Below are 23,874 nucleotides of genomic sequence, written 5' to 3' on the forward strand. Positions count from 1 at the left end.
GTATTACTGCTGCAGCTGGGCCACGGTGGGGTCAAGCTGCTGGTAAAGTTGCAGAACGCTGTCGCGCTGCTCGCCCAGCACCCAGGCGAATCCCGAATACATCACTGCCAGGCTGACCACCGTGAACAGCCCGACCATCCACCACGGCACAATGCGCACCAGGCTGCGGCGCTTGTCGCGCAGGCCCTGCCAATGAGGCGACAACTCACGCGGCACATCACCACGCAACTGGCGAATCTGCCGGTACAGCCCATCACGGATATCGTCCAGCTCGCGTACGCCGCGCGGTATGATCCGGTACTTGCCCTCGAAACCCAGCGCCAGGCACAGGTACATCAACTCCAGCATTGGCAGGTGCCGGACCGGGTCCTTCGACAGCCGATCGAGCAACTGGAAGAATTTCTCACCACCAAAGGTCTCGCTGTGGAAGCGACTGAGCAGACTCATCTGCGACCACATGCTCTCTTCGCCCTGCCTGGTGATGACCACCGCCTCGTCGACCACGGTACACAGCAGGTAGTGGGCGGTGGTGACCTGGCTAGCTGACACCCCGCTATGGCGGGCTCGCGCCTCGAACTCCTTCAGACCATTGGCTAGCCGCTGATTGAGCGCAGGCAAATCTTCATCGGTGTTACTGTGCTTGAGGCGAACCACTTCAGAGAGCACGTCGGAGGCCGCCGCCACCAGCGTATTCAGGCTGATGTTGAAGGTCTCGGCCGGGCGCAGGCGCGCGGCGTAAACCATCCGTTGTTCGAGTTGTTCAACACGCGGCGACGCAGCGACATCCGTCACCGGTGCCTGCGTCGGGCCATTGCCCTGGTGGTCGAGCAGGACGGTTCTGTCATCCTGGTTGTGTTCCACGTCATTGTTCATGTCGGTCAGCCCCTGATGGCCCAGAATTTCAGTTCGAGCTCGGCGAACTCGCCAGACACATGGAAGGCAAAACCGCCCGAACGTTGCAGTTGCGCCAGGTCTTCGGCAGTGAGGTCGAGGATGAAATAGGATTTGTTAGCGTGAAAGGCGATCTGCCGCGGCGCCACCGGCAAGGGTTTGACCTTGAACCCTGGCAGGTGCAGGTTGACCAGGTGCCGAATCTGCTCCACCGCACCAACCTTGAGGTGCGCCGGCAAGCGCTGGCGTAACGCCTCAGCATCGCAGTTGGCACTGGCTGCCAGGACGAACGAGGCCGCCCCCAGCAGGTTGCGGTCGTGCAAGGGCGCGACGCGGATCCCGTACTCCCGCGTCTGCAGCGCTAACTCGATGGCATGCTGTTCGAGCACCATCGACAGCACCTGACGGATTGCGTCCATCAACGTGCGGAAACATGCGCCCTGGTCACTGTGCTGGTAACTGCTGTCCAGGCGCGGCCGCTTGCTGTCGCTGGCAAAGGTGGCCAGGTCACCGAGCATGGTCAGCAGCGCGCGATACAGTTGTTCCGGCTGCACCTGTTCCAGGCCCAGGTCATGGCGCAGCAACAGCTCGGTGCGGTTGATCAGTTGCAGCATCATGAAGTCGCCGACCTCTGCACCGCCGACCTTGCCATTGGCGCGAATCCGCTCGGCAATGGTGTCGCCGCGATGGGCGAGCATGCTGATCACTTCCTTCAGGCACGACAACAGATAGCTCGAAGCATGCACATGGATGAAGGTCGGGACGAAATCAGGGTCGAGGCTGATCACCCCGTCCGGCGTGGTGTCGAGCACTTCGCAGACTTTCAGCTTCACATAGGCCTGGTCGCTCAGTTGCTCGCCGAGCAACAGGCGCAGGTTCGGTCGCGCGCAACTGACCTGACTGCTGGTGTCTTCGCCAGCGTTGGAGTCGGCGACGTCCGCTTCATAGGCGGTGTAGCGTGCCAGCACGTCGGACTGCTCGGCGCGGCGCGCCTCGACATGGTTGCCAGTGACCAGCGGCAAAGCCAGATAGACCGGGGTATTGCTGGTGTTCGGCGGCAAATCGAGGACCAACGGCTCGGTATTGCCACTCAGCTCGAACAGGCTGCCGTCGGGCAGAATGCCGGACGCCTGACTGATCACCACCTTGCCCATGTCGAGAAACTGCAGGTCGATTTCCAGGCGCAGAAAACCCCAGGCATAACTGCCCAGCAGTTGGGTGCGGGTTTTCATCTGGTAGTCGTAGTAACGATCGTTGTGCTGGAAGTGCTGCGGACGCAGCAGCATGCCTTCCTGCCATATGACTTTGTGTGCATTCATGATTTGTTGTCCGCTGTGGTGAGCGTTGCGTGACGGCTGCGGATACCGGTGTCGTCGAGGGTCAGGTCGGCGTCGGTCAACTGCGCGGGCGAGAGCTGCATTACATAGCGCCACTGGGTTTCAGACAGATCGCGGTAAGCCGCCAGTACACCGACGTAGCGACTGCCTGGCTCGACGCTGAGCTTGAGTTCCACGGTTTCGCCCGGGCGCAGTTCCAGTTCTTCACTGACCACCATGTCCGGTGCCAGAGATTCCTTGGCATGCTCGTACAGGCTGAAGAAATCGGCGTTCTCGAAGGCCACCGGGTGCTTGAGCTCGATCAGCCGCACCACGATCGGCGAGGGACGACCATTGAGGTCGGGATTGAGTTGCTCACTGGCGGTGAGTGTGAGGTTCAGCTTGGTCATGTTCGAGTACGGCGACAGCGACGAGCAGCCGGCCAGCAATACCAGGGCGGTCAACGCCGCCAGTGTTTTGAGCAACAGGGTCGAACAGCGAGTCATGCGCATCATCCTTGGACTCCGGTATGAAGAGAGCCGATCAGGCGAATCTGCTCTTCGTAGGCCAGGGCGAAGTCACGGGCCAGCAGGCGCTCGCTCCAGTCATCATCCTGGCGCAAGGCCTGGTGGTAGCGCTTGTAGGCCTTCCAACGACTGCCGTCGGTGACCAGCAAAGGTTTGCTTTGGCGCTCCAGACGCAGGGTCAACTGCTGCGGCGAGAAATGCTCGAGGGCGCCACGCAGCGCCGCGCGGCTGGCCGCCAACAGTGCCACCTGATGGGCCTGCAAATCGCGCCAGGCCTCAAGGATTGCCTGCTCTGCCGACAACTGGCCGGGCTTGCTGGCGCGCAGCAGACTGTCCAGTGCTTCGCTGGCGTCCTGGGCGTACTTGAGCGGGTTGTTGCTGCGCCCCTGGACGATGCTCAACGCCAGACGCAGTTCGTTTTTCAGCTCGTTACGGGTACGCAGGCCCTGTTGCAGGCCGCTGATACTGTGCTTGAGCAACTGTGCGGCGTTGATCGCCAGCGCTTCGCGGCCGTCGTGGTCGAGACCGTTGAGATCCACCCCCAGTGCTTCGCCAAACTGCGCCCAGAAATCATCACGCTGACGCGCAATTGGCACCTGCTTGGCCTCAACGGCTGCTTCAGGTTGCACCACCAGCTCCGGAATCAGCAGGCGCTCGGTGTCGATGCGGGCGAAGTCCCGGTGTTGCCCGAGGTCCTGGTGCGGCGTGTCGAGCGCAGCCAGCGCATCGAATTCCGTGTACAACCGCTCCTGCTCGTCAAGCAGGCTAAGCGGATCGAGGTCGATCAATGCGTCATCGGGAATGGTGTTAGCGGCCGTTTGCGCACGACCGATCTCGACCTCGCCATTGAACACATCGTGCACCAGCTGCGCACGGATCTCGACATCGCCCAGCTGGAAGACGCTGCCCTGTTCAATACGCTGCGCCTGCCCCTTGCGCAAGTACGCGCCGCTGTCGTTGAGCCTGATGCCGTTACGACTGACATCGGTGAGAAAAAACGCCCCGTTGAGGTAACTGACGAGCGCGTGGCGCTTGGACAGGTGACGATCTTCATCGGGGATTGTCCAGTCGCAATCCTCATGCCGCCCGATCACCCCGCCGGCCTGCGTGAAGGTGTGACGGCTTGACGTTTTCGCTGCGGGTTGCTTGCTCTTGAGCAGTTCGAAAACCAGTTCCATCATGATGCTCCTTGCGGTCATTTACCGCGATTGACCGCCTGTGGATCACCCAATGGGCGATAGGTGTTGTCGTTGAATTTGTAGTTGCCGCTACAGCCGCCAAGGACGATCAGGGCCAGTAGCGCAACGAGCCAGTGACGAACAGGCATCAGGCGTTCTCCTTAAGTAAAAAATGCGCACAGCGTCAGCCCTTGCCGGCAACGCTGACGGTTAAAAAAGCGCTTGGGCACAGCGCGTGCCGCGCTAGTGTTCGAAGTCGCTGAGGTTGATGTTCAGTCGCCCGAGGCGATACAAAAGCGTGCGCCTGGGCAAGCCAAGCTCGCGGGCTGCCAGGCTCTGGTTGCCGGCGTTTTTGCGCAGGCAGTCGAGCAGCAGATGACGCTCGACCCGCTCCAGTCGCTCGCGCAGGTTCAGCCCGGTTTCTTCCGGCAGCGTTTCACTGCTCAGGGAGAAGTGCTCAACCTGCAGCTCACCGCCTTCGCACAGCAGCACCGCCCGCTCCACCAGGCCCTTGAGCTCACGCACGTTGCCTGGGAAGGCGTAACTCGACAGCAGGTTCAGGGCGGTTGGCGACCAGCTGAGCAAATCGCGCTGCAGGAACGTGCAGGCCTTGTCGGCGAAGTGCCGGGCCAGATCGAGGATGTCGCCTTCACGCTGGCGCAAGGCCGGTAATTCAATCGGAAACTGCGCCAGGCGGTAGTAGAGGTCTTCGCGAAAGGTGCCTTCGCTGACCAGCACTGCCAAGTCGCGATGGGTCGCGGCAATGATGCGTACGTCGACCTTGTGCGTGTCGTTGGAACCCAGCGCACGAATCTCGCTTTCCTGCAGCACACGCAACAACTTGGCCTGCAGAGACAGCGGCATGTCACCAATTTCATCCAGCAGCAGGGTTCCGCCATTGGCCGCATCGAACAGCCCGGGCCGGTCGCGGTCGGCACCGGTAAAGGCGCCCTTGCGGTAGCCGAACAGTTCGCTCTCCAGCAGGCTCTCGGGAAACGCCGCACAGTTCTGCACAATGAACGCCTGCGAACGCCGTGGCCCATAATCGTGGATGGCGCGGGCGACCACTTCCTTGCCGGTGCCGGTCTCGCCGCAGAGCAATACGGTGTAGGGGCTGTGCAGCACTTTGCTGATCAGCCGACAGGTTTCACCCATGGCAACGCTGCTGCCTATCAAACCGTAGCCACTGGCGCTGACCGGGGCACTGACCTCAACTGCTGGCTCGCCCAGTGGCCGCCGCAGGTGCTGCAGCCGCTGCAACTGCCCGAGCACGAACGACCCCAGTTGCAGCATTGAATCGGCAAAGGCGTGAAGGTCGACAGATTCACGGCTGGCGCACAGCAACAGGCCTTCAACGGCCTTTTGCGTATTCACCAGTGGCACGCACAACAGCGACTGCCAGGGTGTATCCCGGGGTGGCAGGAAGTTGGTGTCGTGCAGGCTGCCGTTCAACCCGACCAAGCTCACCACACGGTTCTGACACAAGGCGAATTGCAGCAACTGCTCACCGTTGTAATCCGCCGGCAGGCTCGCTGCGTCCCTGGGCTGCAGGATCCCGTCCAGGCATTCGGCACTCAGGCCCAGACGGGTATGGGTGGCATCGAGCAAATACACCTGGCTCAACTCGCAACCACTAAGCCCAGCCACTGCGCATACGAAATCCCGCAGCAGCGCGCCGCCATCAGGCGCCTGCGGCAAGCTGACGAACTGCGCCAGCAGTGCCTCCGCGTAGCTCAGTGGTTGCGGTATACCCGAGAACATCACACCCACCTCAAGAGAACTCGCAGGTCACGCTGCCGCTACTGTCGAGCGTTGCGTGCACGTGTTTGAGGGCCTCACCATTGGCCATGGCATCAAGCAGGCGGTCGGCCACCAACGGCAGCACCTGCAGGTCGAGCAAATGGTCGATCAGGCGCGCGCCGCTGTCGCTCTGGTTGCAGCGCTCGGCCAGGTGGTCGACCAGCCGTTGGCAATGCGTGAACCCCAGCTGACGGCGGCTCAGACGTTCACCCAGGCGCTCCAGCTTGACCTCGATCAGCTCACGCAGTACCGGCCCGCCAACCGGGTAGTACGGTATGACGCGCATGCGCGCCAGCAGTGCAGGCTTGAAGTGCTGGCTGAGAAGTGGACGGATGCTTTCCTCCAGAACCTCGGCGTCCGGCCGCTCGCCGTTCGCGCACAAGGTGCTGATGCGTTCACTGCCCAGGTTCGAGGTCATCAGGATCAGGGTGTTGCGAAAATCAATGGCCCGCCCTTCGCCGTCATTGACCACGCCTTTATCGAAAATCTGATAGAACAGATTCAGCACGTCGGGGTCGGCTTTCTCGACCTCATCGAGGAGTACCACCGAATACGGTTTCTGGCGCACGGCCTCGGTCAGCATGCCGCCCTCGCCGTAACCGACATAACCTGGCGGTGCGCCGATCAGGCGCGAGACGGTGTGCTTTTCCTGGAACTCGGACATGTTGATGGTGGTAATGAAACGATCGCCGCCATACAAAAGGTCTGCCAGGGCCAGAGCGGTTTCGGTCTTGCCAACACCGCTAGGGCCGACCAGCAGGAATACCCCCACTGGCGCGTCCGGCTTGTTAAGGCCGGCGGCGGTGGCGCGCATCGAACGGTCCAACGCGTGCACCGCTTGTTCCTGACCGCGAATCCTCACCCGCAGGTCGGCGGCGAAGCTTGCCACCTTGGCGTTGTGTTCAAGGGCCAGTTGCTCAAGCGGTACGCCGGTCCAGGCGCTGATCACTTCAGCCACCAGGCGCGGGCAAACTTCAAAGCTGACCAGACGCTGCTGATGCTGCGCATCACTCAAGGCCCGATGGGTCTCGTTCAGCGCAGCTTCCAGTGTTTCGACGCCCTGCTCCGCGTGCCCTGCGACGGCAAGGGATGAATTCACCGCACCTTCACCGCCCTCTTCCACCGAGGCCTGCAACTGGCAACTCGTAGCGCGGGCCTTGGCCAGTTGCTGGCGCAGGTCGAGCAAGCGCTCGGCCAGGCCGCGCTGTTCAAGCCACAGGGCTTCCAGGCTGTGCTGCTCGGTGGTGGCCTCCGCCAGACGCGCCTGCAGTGCACTCATTACGTCCTGGTCGATTGCCAGTCCGGCTTCTGCATCGCGGCGCATCGCCTGAAGTTTGCGGTTACCTTCGGCCAGTTCGCCACGCAGCGCTTCCAGGCTCTGCGGCGCCGCTGCCAGGCTGATGCGCACCCGCGCACAGGCGGTGTCCAGCACGTCCACCGCCTTGTCCGGCAGTTGCCGCCCAGCCAGGTAGCGGGCCGATAATTCAGCCGCAGCCACCACCGCATCGTCGCGCAGGTAGATACCGTGGCTCTGCTCGTAAACCTGGGCCAGGCCACGCAGAATGGTCACCGCCTCGCTGACGGTCGGCTCAAGCAACTGCACCGGCTGGAAGCGCCGGGCAAGTGCCGGGTCTTTTTCGAAGTACTTCTTGTATTCAGCCCAGGTCGTGGCGGCGATCGTGCGCAACTCGCCGCGGGCCAGGGCTGGCTTGAGCAGGTTGGCCGCGTCGGAACCACCGGCGTTGTTACCCGCACCGATCAGCGTGTGGGCTTCGTCGATAAATACAATGATCGGCGTGCGCGACGCCTTGACCTCGTCAATCACACCCTTGAGGCGGCGCTCGAACTCCCCCTTGATGCTGGCACCCGCCTGCAGCAGGCCCATGTCCAGCGATAGCAGTTCAACACCCATGAGCACCTGCGGCACTTCACCGGCGGCAATGCGCGAGGCCAGGCCTTCGACCACGGCGGTTTTACCGACACCGGCTTCGCCCACCACAATCGGGTTGTTTTTGCGACGCCGGGCAAGGATGTCGATCATCTGCCGGATGGCACCATCGCGGCACAACACGGGATCAAGCTTGCCTTCGCGTGCCTGCTGGGTCAGGTTGTGGGTGAAACGCTGCAACATCAATTCACCCGGCACCGGCGGTTTGCCATGGCTCGGCGCTGGAGTCTGCGACAGGGCAAATGCTTTCAGCCGCTCGATATCAAGCCTGGCCAGCAGCGGCTGGTAACGGCTACCGGCGTAACGCAACGGGTTGCGCAGCAACGCCAGGATCAGCGCCGCCTGATCAACCTGACTGCGACCCAGTTCGAGATTGCCCACCAGCAAGGCATCCTGTAGCCATTGCACCAGCTCAGGCGCGAACACCGGGTTGCGCGAGGCACTCTGCTCAACCTGCGGCTGTAGCGCCGCGCTCAGCTCTGCGGCATCCACACTGGCGTCCTGCAGCGCGCGGGCGAGCAGACCACGGGGTCGCTGCAACAGGCCCAGCAGCAGGTCTTCGACCAGAATCTTGCTGCCACCGCGGGCAACGCAACGTTCGGCGCAGTATTCCAGGTCACGGCGGGTTTCGGCGTCCAGCGCCTGGATAAGTTGCTGCAGGTCTACGTTGATCATGTCATTTGTCCTTCATCAATTTTGCTGCCCAGGATGACCACGCCGTCCGCACGTTCGCGGCCAAGCCAAGAGGTCCATCCGAGGCGACACGCGTTCTGCTCACCGATGCGCAGTTCGTGAATGTCTTGCTGGCGCAACACCAGGCGAATGTCGTAATCCAGCGGATCGCGCAGGGTGAAGCGCACCAGCGCACACAGCGGCTGGTAACCAAAACCGATCGGCAGGAACTCATGGAAACGTTGCCAGTCGAGCTGGCGGATATGAATGCGGAATTTCCCGCAACGGTCGCGTACCTGCTCGCCCAGCACCAGGTCCTCACCAAGCACGCTATTGGCGCGGGCCAACTGGTTGCGTTGCTCCTCCAGAATCACCACCCGGCGCTCGATGCATTGTTCGATCACCAGGTCGGCATGCTTGAAGTAGTAACGCAGCACCGCCTCGATCAGCGCCGCCGAATGGGCGCGCAGACTGAGCAGGCCGAGGTACGGCAGCAGGCGTTTCCAGTTCAGCTCCCTGGCCTCGCGGATGACTTCACCGCCAAGACCGATCAGGGCAAACAGCTGCGCTGAAAACGGGTCGAATGCGCCGCTCCTGAAACTGGCGCGGTAGCGGTACTTGCACCAGATCGGCAGCATCAAGCGCTGCAGGCGATGGTGAAACAAATCGAGAAAATTACGGGTCAGGTTGCCCTCTTCGCCGTCTCCCAGGGCCTGCTCACCGTAAAAAGCCGGCAACGGCGATCCGGCCCCGAACAGGCCGATCAGGTTGAATCTCAGCCGTGCCCGCAGGTGTCCGTGCTCTTGGAAAAACTCCACGCGATCAATGTCACTGCCAGGAAAACCCAGGCTCGGATTGGCCTGGAACTCCAGCTGTTCATAGAGCTCTTCTTCGCCCAGTTCCGGGTGAGCATCGCGTAGCCGATCCACCACCACCAGCACCGCCTGAAACAGCGAGTACTCGCGGATGACCTGGGTCAGCCCATTTAAAGCAGGGGCTGCAGACCCATACGGGGTGTCCATTGGTACACCTCTCCTTGTGTACTTTTTACGCGCAGTTCGTGATAGGAGTTGAGGCTGGCGTAAAGCGCGAAAAACTCATTGAGTACCGAAGCGAACACGAACAGGTCGCCTTCGCCGATGTAACTTTGCCGATCCATGGTCAACTCGGTGCGCAAGCCACGCATCGGCAAGCCCCGGTGCAGCCTGTCGACATGCGTGTGGCGGATCGCCTTGAGCCCGTCCAGCAGGCGCTTGCTGACTTTTTCCTGGTGTTGGTCGTAATAGCGCGGCAAGTCGTAGGTTTCGAGAATCACCTTCAGTGCATCGACGTTGGCCAGCGACAGGTAGTTGAGCGACATGTTGCTGATCAGTTTCCACAGGAAGTCGCGATTCAACGGTGGCGCAAAACTCGAGGTGACCGGGGTGATATTGCTGAACTTCAGGAACTCCGGGGTTTGCGCGCACGTCTGGTTGATCGCGCCGCGCTTCAAACGCCGTGGCAAGTTCTGGTTGGTGCAGGTCAGCTCGATGGACAACGTTTCCTGGGCCTCGGAGTCGAGCACACCAAAGCTCAGGTAAGTGTCCAAACCATCGTGCAACAACGAAGGACGCTGGCGGATGCTGTAGTGCGGGCGCCGTTGCGGGACGTCAAAACTCGGGTCGTGCTCGAAGGACTCGAACGGCACATAGTCCTGGTAGCTGCGAGTGCCGGGGTTCCAAGCGGTCACGGCGTCCACCGAGAACACTCCACAGTTTTCTTGGCTGTAGGTGGCAGGCAGCAGCAGGTACTCATCCTGCTTGCCGTCGAGACGGATCGGCAGGGCATCGTGCTTGAACAGGTTGACGATTGGCGTGCAGTACAGCTTGACGTTGTCCAGCGTCGGCCGCAGGCGCTGGATATCGCTTTTGCGAATATCAAAGCGCAGCTCCAGGCCGTGCATGTGTTTGAGCCTGTCTGCTGGCAGCGACTGGAGCAGGTCGAGGCCATCGAGGTCGACGAACAGGAATTTGTCCTGGAACGCGAAGTACTCCTGCAAATAGCGATAGCCACGAAAGGTATTGAGCGGATACGGGATCAACGCCTCTTCTTCGGCAAAGCCCACCGGCTGCACGCGGCGGCCCGGCAGGTTGAACGACAAGGCGTTGCCGCTGGCATCCAGGCACGGCTGGCCATCCGCATCGAGCGGCAGCAACTGTATGCCTTGGAGGTTGCGCAGCAGGCACAGATAGAGCATCTGGCTGATGTAACGCTCGCCCGCCAGGTGCAGCCGCAGCCGCTCCAGCTTGAGCTCGCCGAGATGGCCGTCGCAGTTCATCTGCAGGCGCAGGCTCAGCAGTGCGCCATCGCCCTTCACCGAGTAATTGAGCGCGTCCAGCCTCAGCGCCTGGACGTCGGTCGGGTAGCACGTGCGAAAGCCGCAGCTCACCTCATCAATCAGCTCGCTCTGCACCGGCGTTTCACGCGCCACGCACCGCGCCGGCCCGGCCTGCGTCAACGGCTCGAACTGCAGGATGCTGAACGCCGGCAGCGGCCGCATGTAGTTCGGCCACAGCAGGTGCATCAACGAGTGGCTCAGTTCCGGCAACTCATCATCGAGCTTCTGTCGCAGCCGCCCGGTGAGGAACGCGAAACCCTCGAGCAAGCGCTCGACATCCGGATCCCTCCCGGCCTCGCTGAGAAACGGCGCCAACGCCGGACTACGCTCGGCGAAGCGGCGACCTAACTGGCGCAGCGCGGTCAGTTCGCTCTGGTAGTAGTGGTTGAAGGACACGTGTTGATCCCTGCTGTGGTGCTGGTTAACGTTGTGAAGTCAGTTGCATGGGCAATGCCGCGCCGAGAGCGGCCATCGTCGCCGGGTTAGCTGACCTTGACCTTGCCGCTGCCATCCAGGTGCGCGGTAAAACGGACCTGGCGCTTGAAACCATCGATCTCCAGCAGGCCTTCAATGTTGAAGGCCAAACGAAGCTGCTCAGGCTCACGCGGCAGGGAAACGACACGCACGCTGCTCAAACGCGGCTCATAGGCTTCGATGAAGGTCTCGATGGCCGCGCGTGCCTGGCTCAAGGCATCGTGCAGGCTCAAGCGCATGTCGTTCAGATCAGGTAGCCCGTAGTCGGACAACGTCTGCACACTGCCCGCACGGGTGCTGAGCATCTTGTCCAGATGGGCAGCCACCGACGCCGTGGCCCCCGCCTCGCGGCTCCAGCCGACACGCTCGTTGGCTTCGCCACTCAGGCGTTCGAACAGGCTGCCGTATCCGTTCATGGCCTAGCCCTGCCTACTCTTTGTCCAGCTTGCCGACCAGCGACAAGGTGAAGTCGGCACCCATGTACTTGAAGTGCGGGCGCACGTTGAGGCTGACGCGGTACCAGCCCGGCTCCCCTTCCACATCGCTAACGACAATCTGCGCGGCGCGCAGCGGACGGCGACCACGCACTTCTGCGCCAGGGTTCTCCTGGTCCGCCACGTATTGGCGAATCCACTTGTTGAGTTCCAGCTCCAGGTCGGTACGTTCTTTCCACGAACCGAGCTGCTCGCGCTGCAACACTTTCAGGTAGTGAGCAAGGCGGTTGACGATCATCATGTACGGCAACTGGGTGCCAAGCTTGTAGTTCAACTCGGCGGTTTTGCCTTCGGCACTGATGCCGAAGAACTTCGGCTTCTGCACCGAACTTGCGGAGAAGAACGCCGCGTTGTCACTGCCTTTGCGCATGGTCAGGGAGATGAAACCTTCCTCGGCCAGTTCGTATTCGCGGCGGTCGCTGACCAGCACTTCTGTTGGAATCTTGGTTTCGATCTCGCCCATGCTTTCGAAGTGATGCAGCGGCAGGTCTTCGACTGCCCCGCCACTTTGTGGGCCAATGATGTTCGGGCACCAGCGGAACTTGGCAAAGCTGTCCGTCAGTTTGGTACCGAACGCATACGCGGTGTTGCCCCACAAGTAATGCTCGTGGCTGTTGGCGACGGTTTCCTGATAGACAAAGGATTTGACCGGGTTCGCTTCCGGATCGTACGGGTTGCGCAACAGAAAACGCGGCAAGGTCAGGCCGATGTAGCGCGAGTCTTCCGACTGGCGGAAGCTCTGCCACTTGGCAAATTGCGGGCCTTCGAAGTGATCTTTGAAGTCTTTGAGGTCTGGCAGGCCGGTAAAGCTTTCCAGGCCGAAGAACGCCGGACCGGCTGCGGCGATAAAAGGCGCGTGGGCCATGCAGGCGACACTGGAGACGTATTGCATCAACTTGACGTCTGGTGCGCTGGGCGACATGAAATAGTTGGCGATGATCGCGCCGACCGGCTGACCACCGAACTGACCGTACTCAGCGGTATAGATGTGCTTGTACAGGCCGGCCTGCATGACTTCCGGCGAATCCTCGAAGTCGTCGAGCAGGTCCTGCTTGGAGACGTTGAGAATTTCGATCTTGATGTTTTCGCGGAAGTTGGTGCGTTCAACCAGCAACTGCAGGCCACGCCAGGCCGACTCCAGCGACTGGAAGTCGGCGTGGTGAAGGATTTCGTCCATCTGCCGGCTGAGCTTGGCATCGATCTCGGCGATCATGCGGTCGACCATGGCCTTCTTGACCGGCTCACCGTCATTCTGAGGCTTCAACAGCTCTTCGATGAACGCCGACACGCCGCGTTTGGCGATATCATAGGCTTCGTCGCCCGGTGTCAGGCGGGTTTCGGCGATGATGCTGTCGAGAATGCTGTACTCGCCATTGTCTTGGCTGTTCTGTGGTGCTGCACGAGTGCTCATAGGGTTGGCTTCCTTTGCGGATGGTGACTCAGGCGTCCGGGGCGGTGGCGTTCAAGCCCAGCTCACCCAGCACGCGGCCGCGCGATTCGTCGTCGGCGAGTACACCTTCGATGGCTTTACGGAATGCAGGGGCGTTACCCAGCGGACCTTTGAGGGCCACCAGCGCATCGCGCAGTTCCATCAGTTTTTTCAGCTCAGGCACTTGCTCGACCAGGCTGGCGGGATTGAAGTCCTTCATCGAGTTGACGTGCAGCGTCACCGCCAGCTCTTCTGTCTCGCTGTCTTGCTGCAGACGGTTAGGCACGCTCAGCGTCAGGCTCAGCTCTTGCTTGGCTAGCACCTCGTCGAAGGTCGCCTTGTCGATGCTGATCGGCTTGCGGTCTTCCACCTTGCGTTCGTCGCTGCGCAGGGTGTAATCACCGACGCTCAATAACTTCAACGGCAGTTCGATTTCTTCCTGAGCATCCCCGGTGCCAGGTTTGAAGGTGACGTTGATCCGTTCTTTTGGGGCTACCGAGCCTTCTTTGGCCATGGCTTTTCTCCGTGCGGTTGTTGGCCGAGTGGCCTATTCGAGTACCACTTCGAGGTCGAGGTGGCACAGCCTGCGATAAATCTCTTCTTTGCGTTCTCGCACGACGTGGTTCTGCGGCAACAACTCACAGCAGCTGTGCAGGAGGTGCAGCACATCCAGGGCAAGATCCGGCTCCCAGGCATGCAGGCCCGAGCGCTGAAGGTCTGCGTCGAGGGTTTCGAGCTGGGCTTTGGCCAGCTCGTACTTCTTGGCCATGTAGCACAGCCGGGCCAGGCTCAATTGCCAGCAAAACCGCGCGCGCCCGCCATGGGCGCTGTGCAGGCCTTGCTTGAGGGTCTGCACGGCAACCTTGAGGCCGTCCCGGCGCAGCACCGGCACTACCTGTTCAAGGGCCAGATCCCAAGCCGGCTGGCTGACAGCCGTGTCAACCTTGCGCGGCGCCCTGGCGCTTTGCAGGTGGGGCATCACATGGCCACTGATCCAGCTGCGGGTGGCCGGATCGGCGAATGGCGTGCCGTCGTGAAAGTGCAGCTCCACCACGCCGGGCAAGCGTTGAAGCAGCAGTGCAAAATGAAACTCCACTTCGCGCATCGCCTGATCGGCCTGCAACCCTTGCAGGCACTCCCAGGTCAGGCGCTGGCCGTCGAACCAGAACGGCGCCCGCGCCAGGCTCGCTTCAACCTCCACCAGCAAATCGGCGTATTGCCCATTGGCGTAGCGCTCCTGGTAGGCCTTCAGCTTGTCGGCCGGCAGCCCGCGTAGCGCCGTGACCTGTTCGCTGTTGCGCTCAGGGACGGTATCGATCGGCAGCCACAGCATGGTGCGGTTCAAACGCAACGCACGCACATCGACAGCCTTTTGCTTGAGCCACCAGGCGCACAGCGGCCGGGCCTGTTCCTGCAACCCACGCAACGTCTTCTGCGCATCCTTCTCGTTGTCGATCGGTGCGCCGGGGGCAAGCAACTGGCTGGCGACCTGCTGAACCTGGGTCACCACCGCCGCCACGATACCGGGCTCTGGCTGGCTTTCTGCCGCCCGCTGCACCATGGTTTTCAACCGTCGGCACAGCGGCAGTAACAGCGGCGCGTCATCCGCCAGATGCTCGGTAAACACGGCATCCAGACCTTCCAGATGCTCGACCATGCAGCGAAACAACGTCAGTTGCTCCCTGATCGGGACGCTATCGCTCAGCACCTGCTCAAGACGCAGCAGCAACCAACTGACAGCCGCCGTGCGGGTACGCCATTTGCCGGGATGAACCTGCAACCAATGGTGTTCACACAGGTAGTGCAGCATGCCTATGCCCGCCAGCAACCCGGCAAAGGACTCACGCTGATACAGCGCCCAGGTCAACCACACGGCAACGCGCAAATCCTTGGATTGCGTACGCAGCAACGCCTCACTGAGCGTTTGCACCTGCAACCAGTCGATTTGCCCGCTTTCATGCATGGACTGGGCTTTGGCCAACTCCGCTTCCAATGCCTCGAACTCGCTTGAAAAACGCACGTCCTCACCTGCAAAGCTTTCGCTGCAGATGGCGGAACTCGCGAGTTCAAGGTAGTGAGCCGACAAGGTACTTGAGTAGGACATTTATAGTGCTTTCATTGAAGTTGGCCGATACAACCACTTAGCGTGCGAACAGAACACCAAAGTATCCAGGTGCAAAAAACGCCACCAATACTTCCGAATGTTTGAACGCGAAAAAAACAGTGGAGCCAAGATACTCCGGGCAAGAAATAGTTCCCATAAGACCATTCCTCGTGGCTTGTGGGAATTTTCCCAAGAAGGCTGTCAGGAACAATATCTCGCACACTATGACATTGCGCCGCTGCGACACCGGTGTGAGAATTCACAACAATAAGCCCTGCCCTTAAAGGTCAGGTCAGAACTGAAACACGCCAATCACAGACTCAACTGGGCAACCATCCGAGCGTTCAAATGCAAAGAGCAATACAACTTTCGCTGTTAGGCATAGTGCTGCTGACAGGCTGTCAGGCTCAGTCCTATCCACTGCCCGAAAGCCAGAAGTTATCTGCCGAAAAAATTGCGCGAATTGCTGCGACAATCGAGCAGGCATACCCAAAACTTTCCGTCGAGGTCCGCAGTAAGCTGTTGATTACTGTGGTGCAGTCGCTGGACAACATGGTGTTTGTTGAAGGTGGCGAGTTTCAGATGGGGGATTTTGGTTGGCCGTATGATGACGATCCCACAAATCTATGTGACTGGCCGTGCGGGATAGAGCCGGAGGCGATGGGACGCATCAGCCCGTTCGGGGATGATGACTTTGTTCATCCCGTTAAGCTGAGCAGCTATCACCTATCTAGGTTTCAAGTAAAAATTGAAGAATTCGATCTATTCTTTACTGCCCACGGCAGGCCAGTATTTGATGCAAAATATCGGATTCGTGAGGATTTACAAAAGCGCTTTCACCCTGATCTTCCTACCGCGACCAAGGACTGGCAAGAAGCCAAGGATTATTGCAACTGGCTAGGGCAATTGAGTGGCTACCCGGTCGATCTGCCGACAGAGGCACAATGGGAGTATGCCGCTCGAAACCGAGGGCAGCACGTGGCATTTCCTACTGACAATGGTAGTTTAAACTACGGGCGAAACTTCCCAGACCCCGATATATTAGACACCTTTCCGGTCGCTAGTTTTGTTCCTAATCCGCTGGACATTTACAACCTTTCTGGCAATGCGACGGACTGGGTCAATGACTGGTATGGCAAAGATTATTATCGGTATTCTCCCATCGATAATCCACAAGGACCAAGCACCGGAACCCATCGAATCAGGCGAGGTGCGGATGTGACTGAGGAACCAACTTACAATTCCAGTACTGTCCGCCGCTGGGGCGACGAGCCGATAAAAAAAGACTACTACCCCACTGTGAGTTTTCGCTGCGCGATTCGGTCAGAAAAGCCCCTGTAATTTTCTCTACAGAGCTAGAGCATGAACTCTCAAACAGAAAGAAAAATAGCATTTCCTTTTTTAACCCTACTGCTTTTGGCAGGCTGCCAAGCCCAGTCCTACCCAATGCCTGAAAGCCAGAAGCTACCCGCCGAAAAAGTCGTCCAGATTGCAGTGACCATCGAGCAAAAATACCCAGAACTTCCTACCGAGATGCGTAGCAAGCTGTTGAATACCGTCGTGCAGTCGCTGGACAACATGGTGTTCGTCGAGGGCGGCGAGTTCCAGATGGGGGATTTTGGCTGGCCGTATGATGATGATCCCGCAAACCTATGTGACTGGCCGTGCGGAGTAGAACCTGAGCAGATGGGGCATATCACTATATTCGGGGATGACGACTTTGTTCATCCCGTCAAGCTGAGCAGCTACCACCTGTCTAGATTCCAAGTAAAGCTCGAGGAATTTGACCTTTTTTTTGTGGCACATGGAAAGCCGTTGTTCGACACAGCATTCAGAGAGCGTGAAGATCTAAAATTTCGCTATCGACCAAATCTTCCAGCACCTACTAAAAGTTGGCAGGAGGCCAAGGACTATTGCAGCTGGCTAGGGCAGTTGAGTGGTTACCCAATCGATCTACCAACAGAAGCGCAATGGGAGTATGCCGCTCGAAATCGCGGTCAGCATGTGATTTTTCCTACAGATAATGGAAGTTTAAATTACGAGCGAAATTTTCCACATCCTGATGAATCTAGAACATTTCCAGTTGATAGCTTTGTACCAAACCCATTGGGTATCTATAACCTCTCTGGCAATGCGACGGATTGGGTCAGTGACTGGTACAACAAGGACTATTACCGTAATTCTCCTGTCGAAAACCCGCAAGGGCCAAACTCCGGTACCCAACGAATAAGGCGCGGCTCAGGTGTACTAGAAGGTCCACTTCTGAGCGCCAGTACCGTTCGCCGCTGGGGAGTTGAGCCGATAAACAAAGGCTACTACCCTTCCGTGAGTTTTCGCTGCGCAGTTCAGTCAGACAAGAAACTATAACTTTAAAGGGCAAAATCACTCACAAGCGCCTTTGCCCTTTAAACACACTACTAATTTTAAGCCAGACCATCAAATAGTCCGCTATTACGAGCAGTCAGCAGCACTTTCTCTTTACGCCAAGCATTGCTAGGCGTCCACGCCACTCTGGTCGAAGACTCAACCCGTTGGTTAATCGCCAGATGCTCCACAAATCTATTGAACTGGTTTTGCTCATACCCGTCCAGAATGGCGTTTATTCTTTCTAAACTCACCATCGCATTGACCTTTTGAGCCGAGGGCGAGCAGTGCTCCAGTACTTCAATAAAATGCCGCCAATTGCGTATCTCCGAGAGCAGAATGACAAGTGCCTCCTCTTGCCGCTCATTAAAACTTTCGACAAAACCTTCGGTCAGCATGTAGACCATCGGGCCAAGCGTTTCAGGCGGGAGCAGGCTAAAAGATACTGGCTGCCCCTGAACCATCATGACTTTTTCCGATTTATGCTGTATCAAAAAATCAGCCATGTTCCGCGCCTCAGCTTTAGATGCAGAACGATTATTCCACCACTGGCTTATTGCTTCAGCACCTTCTTCAAACGCACTAAAATCGACCTTTGCTGGTAAAGTGGCGACCTGATAGAGACCAGAAGTTAGGTAGTCAAAAGCATCTTTCGTCACTCCCAAAAGGAACCGGTAGTCCATGTCCGCCAAGGCATTGCAAAACAGCAAGCTGGCCTTCCCTATCTGCTCAATATCCACCACCGTGCCAAACCCGCCTCCAGCTCCCGGCCCCAAAATCACAGAGCCTTTGCAGCTAAATGCCAAGCGATCTCTCGATACATCGAACCCAAACTCCCCACTCCCCCCAACCCCAAACGCCGCATTCCCCTCCGCAGTAATCTTCGCCAACTCCACCCAATTACTACTGGCATTCGCCTGCCCCACAACCACCTCCCCCAACCCTTGCTTGTCCGGCGCCACCCATTCAAACGCCCCGCTCAGCGCCCCACCGGCCTGCGCCCCGGCAAACGCATCGGCTTTGACGCCGATATGCCCGCTGGGGCCGACCGCCATGTTCGGTGTCCCTAACAATGCAGTCGCACCCGCCGGGGTTTCGCTGGGTTTGTATTGGGTTTTAACCCCCGCCTCGCCCTGCGCTTTGGCGCCAAGAAAACACGACAGTTCCAGCTTGCCGTTCAGGCGAAACACGCCAATGGGGTGCAGCACTTCCTTGCCCAGGGCATTGCGGTAGGACATGTTGGCGACATAGCCGCCCTGACTCGGGAAGAACCGGGTCAACGAGGCGGAGGCCTCTGCCAGCGAGAAGGCGGCGCTGCCTTTGACGCCGACTTCGATGTTGCCTTCCCTGGGGTTCCAGTTGTTCACGCCAGCACTGGCGCTGGCGGCAAAACGCAGGGCATGGGCCTCGGCGCTGACCGCATACCGCGAGGCATCGTTCTGATCGGAGGTCCAGGCCACTTCTTGATGCAAGCTGTTGAGCAGGTTGTCTTCCTTGCTGGTCCAGCTACTGAGCTTGAGTTCCAGATTGCCCAAGGGGCCGGCCTTGCGCCCTTCGCTGATGCCAGCTTTGATGTCCTTGATCAGATCACCTGCCAGCTGTTTGTTGAACGGTTTGCCGGCCATGACCCGTGTCGACACGCGCACCTTCCAGCGGGTGGTTTCGTGGTAAGGGACCGAGATGTAGTGACGCCGGGAGGGATCACTGAACAGAATGATTTCCACTACGCTGACACCACTTCGGGTTTGCTTGCCCTGCTGACGTGCAACGCTACGCCCTTTGCCATGCTTCAGGTCGGGCGCCGCGCTGTTGGCGTTGGTGGCGCTGTCTGCAGGCTCGGCGTTGCGCCGCGCTGCCAGTTGCACGCGCAGTGCGTTGATTTCACCGTCCAGCGCCAGGATCTTCTTGTCCTGCAAGCGCTTCCAGTTACTTTCAAACTGCGTTGAACCAACAAAGCTGGGGCTGTAACGCTGGTACCAGTCCCGCGCCTGCTGCAAGGTCGCCAGCTGTCCCTGCAGGTCTTCTGCCGAGGTCAGAAATGTGGCTTCGGGCGCTGGCGGCTTGCTTTCGCGGGTCAGCAACCCGGCCCCTTCGGCCTTGGTGGCCCAGGCTTGTTTGACGCAGTCGGCGCAGGCGCAACTGGCGTCGGAGTTCTGGCGTTTACTGCACTGGATAGAGGGTAACGCCTTGGCCAGGTTCTGATGCAGTTCGTCCATCAGTTTCTGCACCGCGTTGATTTCCTGCTTCAGCGCCTTGCACTGGGTGTCGGTCAACACGTAGAAGTGCGGTTCGCCGGTGATATGCGCGATATCGGCCAGTTCTTCCTCGCATTCGGTCTGGCACTTGGGCGTTGTCACGCTGCTGTTGTGCGATTGCAGCGGTGGCGGCAGCTCAGGTTCTGGCGCGCTGGCGGGGAGCTTCAGTTGCCAGCCGGGTTTGATGTAATCGGGGTGGTTGATGACCGGGTTAAGTGCCTGTATCTCGGATACTGTCGCGCCATGCTGCTGAGCAATTTTTCCCAGCGTGTCGCCGTGTTTAACCGTGTAGGTACTACTCATTTTTTGTCATCCTTGTGTTTCACAGGCGCTCTAGCTCAAGCAGCTTGTCGCCAAGGCCCAAGCCATCACGGGCCAGTACGTCGGCATAGGCAGCCTGACGGCTGAAGTCTTCGCCCTTGCGTAATGCCAGGCGTAGCCAGCGTTCCTGTTCGGCCACTTGCAGGTACCCGGCCTGGCGGGCTGCCAGGAGTTGTCGATAGACGAAGGCGGTTGGTTCGGGCATGGCCAGCACGGTTTGATAGCCCTGGGCAAAGCGTGCGGCCAACACCTGCAAACGCTGCAGCTCGAGCAGTTGCTGACGTTCGTGCCCGATGTGCAGCCAACCTGGTGCTTGTACCTCGACGTGCAACTCCGGCTGCGGGTGAGCCACACCACGCCAGCCCAGCTCATTGCGCCAGGCAAGGGTGGTGAGCGGCCCCATGAACTGCAGCACTTCGCGTTCGTCGAGGCAGCTCAACAACGGCTCCAGCCAACGCGGTTCGAAAAAACGCATCATCTGCGTCGGTGCGTCTTCCGTGCTGACGGTGAGCAGGCTGCGCCAATGTTCAACGGCCTGATCAAAGGCATGCTCATCCTTGAGATACGCCACAAAGCCAGCGCTGGCCTGCTCCAGCAGGTTGGCGGCATAGTCGGTGATTGCACCAGAGCGCGGACACATCAGGGCAAATGGTCCTGCGCTTTGCAGCGCGGCATAGCGGGTACCCTCCAGCAACGGGACACAACGTTCGATGTCATAACCAATGGCTTGCTCGACACGGGACGGCAAGTCCGGATCAAAACTGGTGTCGAGCATCACGCACAAGGTTCCCGCTGCTGCCGGCGTTTGAAACGGCGATGGGATGGACTGGATCATGATGAGTGACCTGCAGGATGGATCGGGCATTGACCTGAGGCGTCAGGCTGGCAATCCGGCGTGGGTAAAAGCGCGCCAGCCTGCGCTTGCTGTTGCAATAGCGCTACGCTCGGCAGCGCCAGTGCGACGGCGCTCGGCAGCGCTGCCAACATGCCAGGCAACAGTGCAGCAGCGCTGGCCATTGCAGGAGCGCCACCAATTTGAATCTCGCTGCTGCTGAAAATCCCGCCGGGGCCAATGACGATATGCTGGCCACCGCCTTGCAAACTGATGCTGCCCCCGGCGTCGATCACCACGTGGGCACCTGCCTTGATATGCACTTGCTGACTGGCATCGATCACCAGCGTTTGCCCGACCTGGACATGGCGGCTGTCGGCGACGAGCAGATAATCGTTGGCCTTGAGTTCCACTTTGCGATCGGCTTTTACCGTGTGCTGTTCTTCGGCTTCGAGCACGACGATGCTGTTGCCCTTGATGGTCTCCCGCCTTTCGTTGCCGACTTCCAGGCGGCTGTCGTTTTCGATTTTTTGCTCCATATCGCGCTGGGCACGCAGGTAGATCAGTTCCTGCCCACTGCGGTCTTCGATCGAAAGTTCGTTGTAGCCGCCGCTGTCAGGCGTGCTGCGGCTGCGCAGCACGGTTTTGGTCTTGTTGGCGGGCAAGGGATATGGCGTTGGTGTGAGCTTGTTGGCAATGCAACCGCTGATCAGCGGCTGGTCGGGGTCGCCTTCCAGGTAGGTGACCAGCACTTCCATGCCGATGCGCGGAATCGTCACCGCGCCAAAACCCGGGCCCGCCCAGTTGGAGGCCACCCGCAGCCAGCAACTGCTTTTTTCGCTGTTCAGCTCGGCGCGGTCCCAGTGGAACTCGACTTTGACCCGGCCGTATTCATCGCAGTAGATTTCTTCGCCTTCCGGGCCGGTGACCCGAGCGGTCTGGCAGGTCAACTGCGCTGGACGCTTGACCAGCGGCGGACGGTAAAACACATCCCACGGCGTGGCCCTGAAGCAGTTACGGTAGCCCTGGCTGAAACCGCCTTCGGGCGGGCTATCGATGCTGGCCGACTCTTCCAGCACCTGCGGCTGTTTGCCTTGGTGAGTCACACTGAGCAACAGCCACAAATCGTTGTAGGCTTTGCGCGGGTGCTCGCTCAGTTCAAAAAAATGGCCGCTGCGCAGCAAGGGCTGATCGCTGCTGCCTTCGGCCAATTGATAGTCGGTGCGGTGCCGTTCCAACGCCTGACGAGCAAGCTGTTTGCTGCGTTCTTCGCTTTCGTTGGGGACCGGGTAGCGGTAGTCCTCTAGGGCCGGGCTGAAGTCGGCGCTGGTCTGTTTCTCCAGCAAACGGCTGGGACGCTGAAAATCATAGGTGCGTTGGGTCACCTTGTTGGTACGGGTGCTGAAGCGCTGGCTGAACTGGCTGACCACCGGGTACTCGGCGACCATACCGGCCCCTTGCCGAAAAGGCGTTGCACTGAGCTTGGGGAAAAACGTCTGGTGGTCGCTGAACTCCAGGTGGTGGCCCTGGGGGCTGTGCTGGTGAAACCAGGCAATGCCCTCTTCGCTGCAGAGCCTTGATACAAAGCTGAAATCCGACTCCGCATATTGCGTGCAGTATTCACGTTCGCTGCAGTTGCTGACATGAAACGTGAAGGCATCGGCCTGAATGCCATGCCCCTGCAGCACCTCGGTGATGATCTGTGGCACCGTCTTCTGCTGGAAGATCCGCTGCTGACGGCTGAACTGCAGGTAGTGCAGCGCCGGTACCAGGGTCAGTTGATAGTGGATCAGGCGGGTACCGGGTTCGCCGATCAAAACATCTTCGATGTGGCCGTGAATGCCTTCGCCATTGTGGCCAAAGCGCAGGAATGCCGACTGGCCAATCAGGCTGTCGAGGTCGAAGTCTGGGTGCTCGCTGACCAGCTCAACAGTAATCGCATACAGCTGGCTGATGGCTTCGGTGCCGTGAAAGGCCAGGACTTTGAAGTCGTTGCGCACGCTAGGAATAAGTAATTCGAAATGCACACCCTTGGCCGACGTAAACATAGGCTTGTCCTTGAGAAAGACGCTCAGAAAGGCGCATCAACAGTGATGAGCGCACGCAGGCCGGTCCTGCGTGCGCGACGGTCAGAACGCCTTAGCCAGCGACCGGGACACGCCAGTCATCGGAACCGGAAGTACCGGAGACTTCGTGGGTCCAGGTGATTTTGCGGTAGGTGAAGTGCACGTCTTCGAGGTGGGTGAAGTGCGAGTTCGCCGGGTCCTGGCAGTTGTGCATGTAGTCCTTGATATCGACGATGATCGCGTCTTCCAGGGTGGTGGTGTAGTAGTGCTCCTGGGTGCCGGCCGCCGAGGTGCGGTACCACTTGATTTCGATTTTGGTCAGGCGTTCACCAGACGTCAGGGCCGCCAGCAGTAGCGGCGAGGCCTTGTCGAAGACTTTGGTGATGACCACAGGTTTGTGCACGCGCTGACCAGTCGGTTGGCCGGACTGTGGGTCACGCGGGATGATCACCTGGTGCTGGAAACCCTGAACCATGACCTGGTCTTCGTGACCTTCCTGGTAGGTGTTGCCAACCGAATCGGCGGTGAACGCACCGGCGGTGATCAAGCCTTGTTTGGTGCCGGTCACGGACATGTAAGCGGGGGTAGCCATGAAAACTCCTTGCTGAAAATAAAGGTGCCCGACCGGGAAAAATCACCCGGCGGGTACCTATAGCCAAAACAAGGAGCGTGCCAGAAGCTGCAGAAGCCTTGTAAACCGGGGCTTGCAGCAGCTCAAGGGGTGGCTGCAGCCACAGATGCCAGGGCACTCAGGTAAAAAGTGCGCAACTTCTTGCGCAGTGCTGCGCAAGAAGTTGCGCACTCGTCTGTACACAACGAAATACAA

General features: G+C 59.4%; 19 protein-coding genes. 2 read left to right on the forward strand and 17 right to left on the reverse strand.

All coding sequences use genetic code 11. The features are described from left to right. Positions 1–3 precede the first annotated feature (3 nt). The 13 genes from icmH to tssA form a co-directional block, all read right to left on the reverse strand. Positions 4–873 (reverse strand): type IVB secretion system protein IcmH/DotU, encoded by an 870-nt coding sequence (gene icmH / locus ACP6KB_RS14955; protein WP_442107730.1) that lies wholly within the window; start codon positions 871–873, stop codon positions 4–6. Between the two features lie 5 nt (positions 874–878). Beyond that, complete coding sequence (gene tssK, locus ACP6KB_RS14960; protein ID WP_442107732.1) at positions 879–2,210, reverse strand: type VI secretion system baseplate subunit TssK; 1,332 nt, start codon at positions 2,208–2,210, stop codon at positions 879–881. Beyond that, positions 2,207–2,713, reverse strand: a complete 507-nt coding sequence (gene tssJ / locus ACP6KB_RS14965; protein ID WP_442107734.1) for a type VI secretion system lipoprotein TssJ — start codon at positions 2,711–2,713, stop codon at positions 2,207–2,209. The genes tssK and tssJ overlap by 4 nt, the downstream gene beginning before the upstream one ends. Positions 2,714–2,718: 5 nt before the next feature. Then, complete coding sequence (gene tagH / locus ACP6KB_RS14970; protein WP_442114314.1) at positions 2,719–3,912, reverse strand: type VI secretion system-associated FHA domain protein TagH; 1,194 nt, start codon at positions 3,910–3,912, stop codon at positions 2,719–2,721. 17 nt (positions 3,913–3,929) lie between these two features. Continuing rightward, positions 3,930–4,061, reverse strand: a complete 132-nt coding sequence (locus tag ACP6KB_RS14975; protein WP_442107736.1) for a type VI secretion protein — start codon at positions 4,059–4,061, stop codon at positions 3,930–3,932. A gap of 94 nt (positions 4,062–4,155) precedes the next feature. Further along, entirely contained in the window at positions 4,156–5,673 is a 1,518-nt protein-coding gene (locus tag ACP6KB_RS14980; protein ID WP_442107738.1) for a sigma-54 interaction domain-containing protein, read from the reverse strand. Positions 5,674–5,683: 10 nt separating this feature from the next. Further along, positions 5,684–8,335 (reverse strand): type VI secretion system ATPase TssH, encoded by a 2,652-nt coding sequence (gene tssH / locus ACP6KB_RS14985; RefSeq protein WP_442107740.1) that lies wholly within the window; start codon positions 8,333–8,335, stop codon positions 5,684–5,686. Further along, on the reverse strand, positions 8,332–9,354 hold the full coding sequence (gene tssG, locus ACP6KB_RS14990) for a type VI secretion system baseplate subunit TssG (protein ID WP_442107742.1): 1,023 nt from the start codon (positions 9,352–9,354) through the stop codon (positions 8,332–8,334). The genes tssH and tssG overlap by 4 nt, the downstream gene beginning before the upstream one ends. Then, positions 9,318–11,105 carry a type VI secretion system baseplate subunit TssF gene (gene tssF, locus ACP6KB_RS14995; RefSeq protein WP_442107744.1) on the reverse strand — a complete coding sequence of 596 codons (1,788 nt, stop codon included), beginning with the start codon at positions 11,103–11,105 and terminating at the stop codon, positions 9,318–9,320. The genes tssG and tssF overlap by 37 nt, the downstream gene beginning before the upstream one ends. Positions 11,106–11,191: 86 nt before the next feature. Beyond that, complete coding sequence (gene tssE, locus ACP6KB_RS15000) at positions 11,192–11,599, reverse strand: type VI secretion system baseplate subunit TssE (protein WP_442107746.1); 408 nt, start codon at positions 11,597–11,599, stop codon at positions 11,192–11,194. A gap of 13 nt (positions 11,600–11,612) precedes the next feature. Further along, positions 11,613–13,088 carry a type VI secretion system contractile sheath large subunit gene (gene tssC / locus ACP6KB_RS15005; RefSeq protein ID WP_442107748.1) on the reverse strand — a complete coding sequence of 492 codons (1,476 nt, stop codon included), beginning with the start codon at positions 13,086–13,088 and terminating at the stop codon, positions 11,613–11,615. Positions 13,089–13,116: 28 nt separating this feature from the next. Further along, on the reverse strand, positions 13,117–13,620 hold the full coding sequence (tssB, locus tag ACP6KB_RS15010; RefSeq protein ID WP_442107750.1) for a type VI secretion system contractile sheath small subunit: 504 nt from the start codon (positions 13,618–13,620) through the stop codon (positions 13,117–13,119). 33 nt (positions 13,621–13,653) lie between these two features. Further along, positions 13,654–15,210 carry a type VI secretion system protein TssA gene (gene tssA, locus ACP6KB_RS15015; RefSeq protein WP_442107752.1) on the reverse strand — a complete coding sequence of 519 codons (1,557 nt, stop codon included), beginning with the start codon at positions 15,208–15,210 and terminating at the stop codon, positions 13,654–13,656. A 348-nt stretch (positions 15,211–15,558) separates the two neighbouring features. On the opposite strand from tssA, the gene ACP6KB_RS15020 reads away from it, so the two are divergent. After that, positions 15,559–16,551, forward strand: a complete 993-nt coding sequence (locus ACP6KB_RS15020; protein WP_442107754.1) for a formylglycine-generating enzyme family protein — start codon at positions 15,559–15,561, stop codon at positions 16,549–16,551. 21 nt (positions 16,552–16,572) lie between these two features. Further along, positions 16,573–17,577, forward strand: coding sequence for a formylglycine-generating enzyme family protein (locus ACP6KB_RS15025; protein ID WP_442107756.1), 1,005 nt, complete (start codon positions 16,573–16,575; stop codon positions 17,575–17,577). A 56-nt stretch (positions 17,578–17,633) separates the two neighbouring features. On the opposite strand, the gene ACP6KB_RS15030 is transcribed toward ACP6KB_RS15025, so the two are convergent. The 4 genes from ACP6KB_RS15030 to ACP6KB_RS15045 all read right to left on the reverse strand — a co-directional run bounded on the left by ACP6KB_RS15030 (position 17,634) and on the right by ACP6KB_RS15045 (position 23,640). Beyond that, positions 17,634–20,132 carry a LysM peptidoglycan-binding domain-containing protein gene (locus tag ACP6KB_RS15030; RefSeq protein WP_442107758.1) on the reverse strand — a complete coding sequence of 833 codons (2,499 nt, stop codon included), beginning with the start codon at positions 20,130–20,132 and terminating at the stop codon, positions 17,634–17,636. A gap of 19 nt (positions 20,133–20,151) precedes the next feature. Next, positions 20,152–20,985, reverse strand: coding sequence for a DUF4123 domain-containing protein (locus ACP6KB_RS15035; RefSeq protein ID WP_442107760.1), 834 nt, complete (start codon positions 20,983–20,985; stop codon positions 20,152–20,154). Next, positions 20,982–23,030, reverse strand: a complete 2,049-nt coding sequence (gene tssI / locus ACP6KB_RS15040) for a type VI secretion system tip protein TssI/VgrG (RefSeq protein ID WP_442107762.1) — start codon at positions 23,028–23,030, stop codon at positions 20,982–20,984. Before tssI ends, ACP6KB_RS15035 begins: the two co-directional genes overlap by 4 nt. Before the next feature lie 91 nt (positions 23,031–23,121). After that, on the reverse strand, positions 23,122–23,640 hold the full coding sequence (locus ACP6KB_RS15045) for an Hcp family type VI secretion system effector (protein ID WP_442107764.1): 519 nt from the start codon (positions 23,638–23,640) through the stop codon (positions 23,122–23,124). Positions 23,641–23,874: the final 234 nt, after the last annotated feature.

It is taken from the genome of Pseudomonas sp. NUPR-001 (genome assembly GCF_052147955.1).
Classification (GTDB): Bacteria; Pseudomonadota; Gammaproteobacteria; order Pseudomonadales; family Pseudomonadaceae; genus Aquipseudomonas.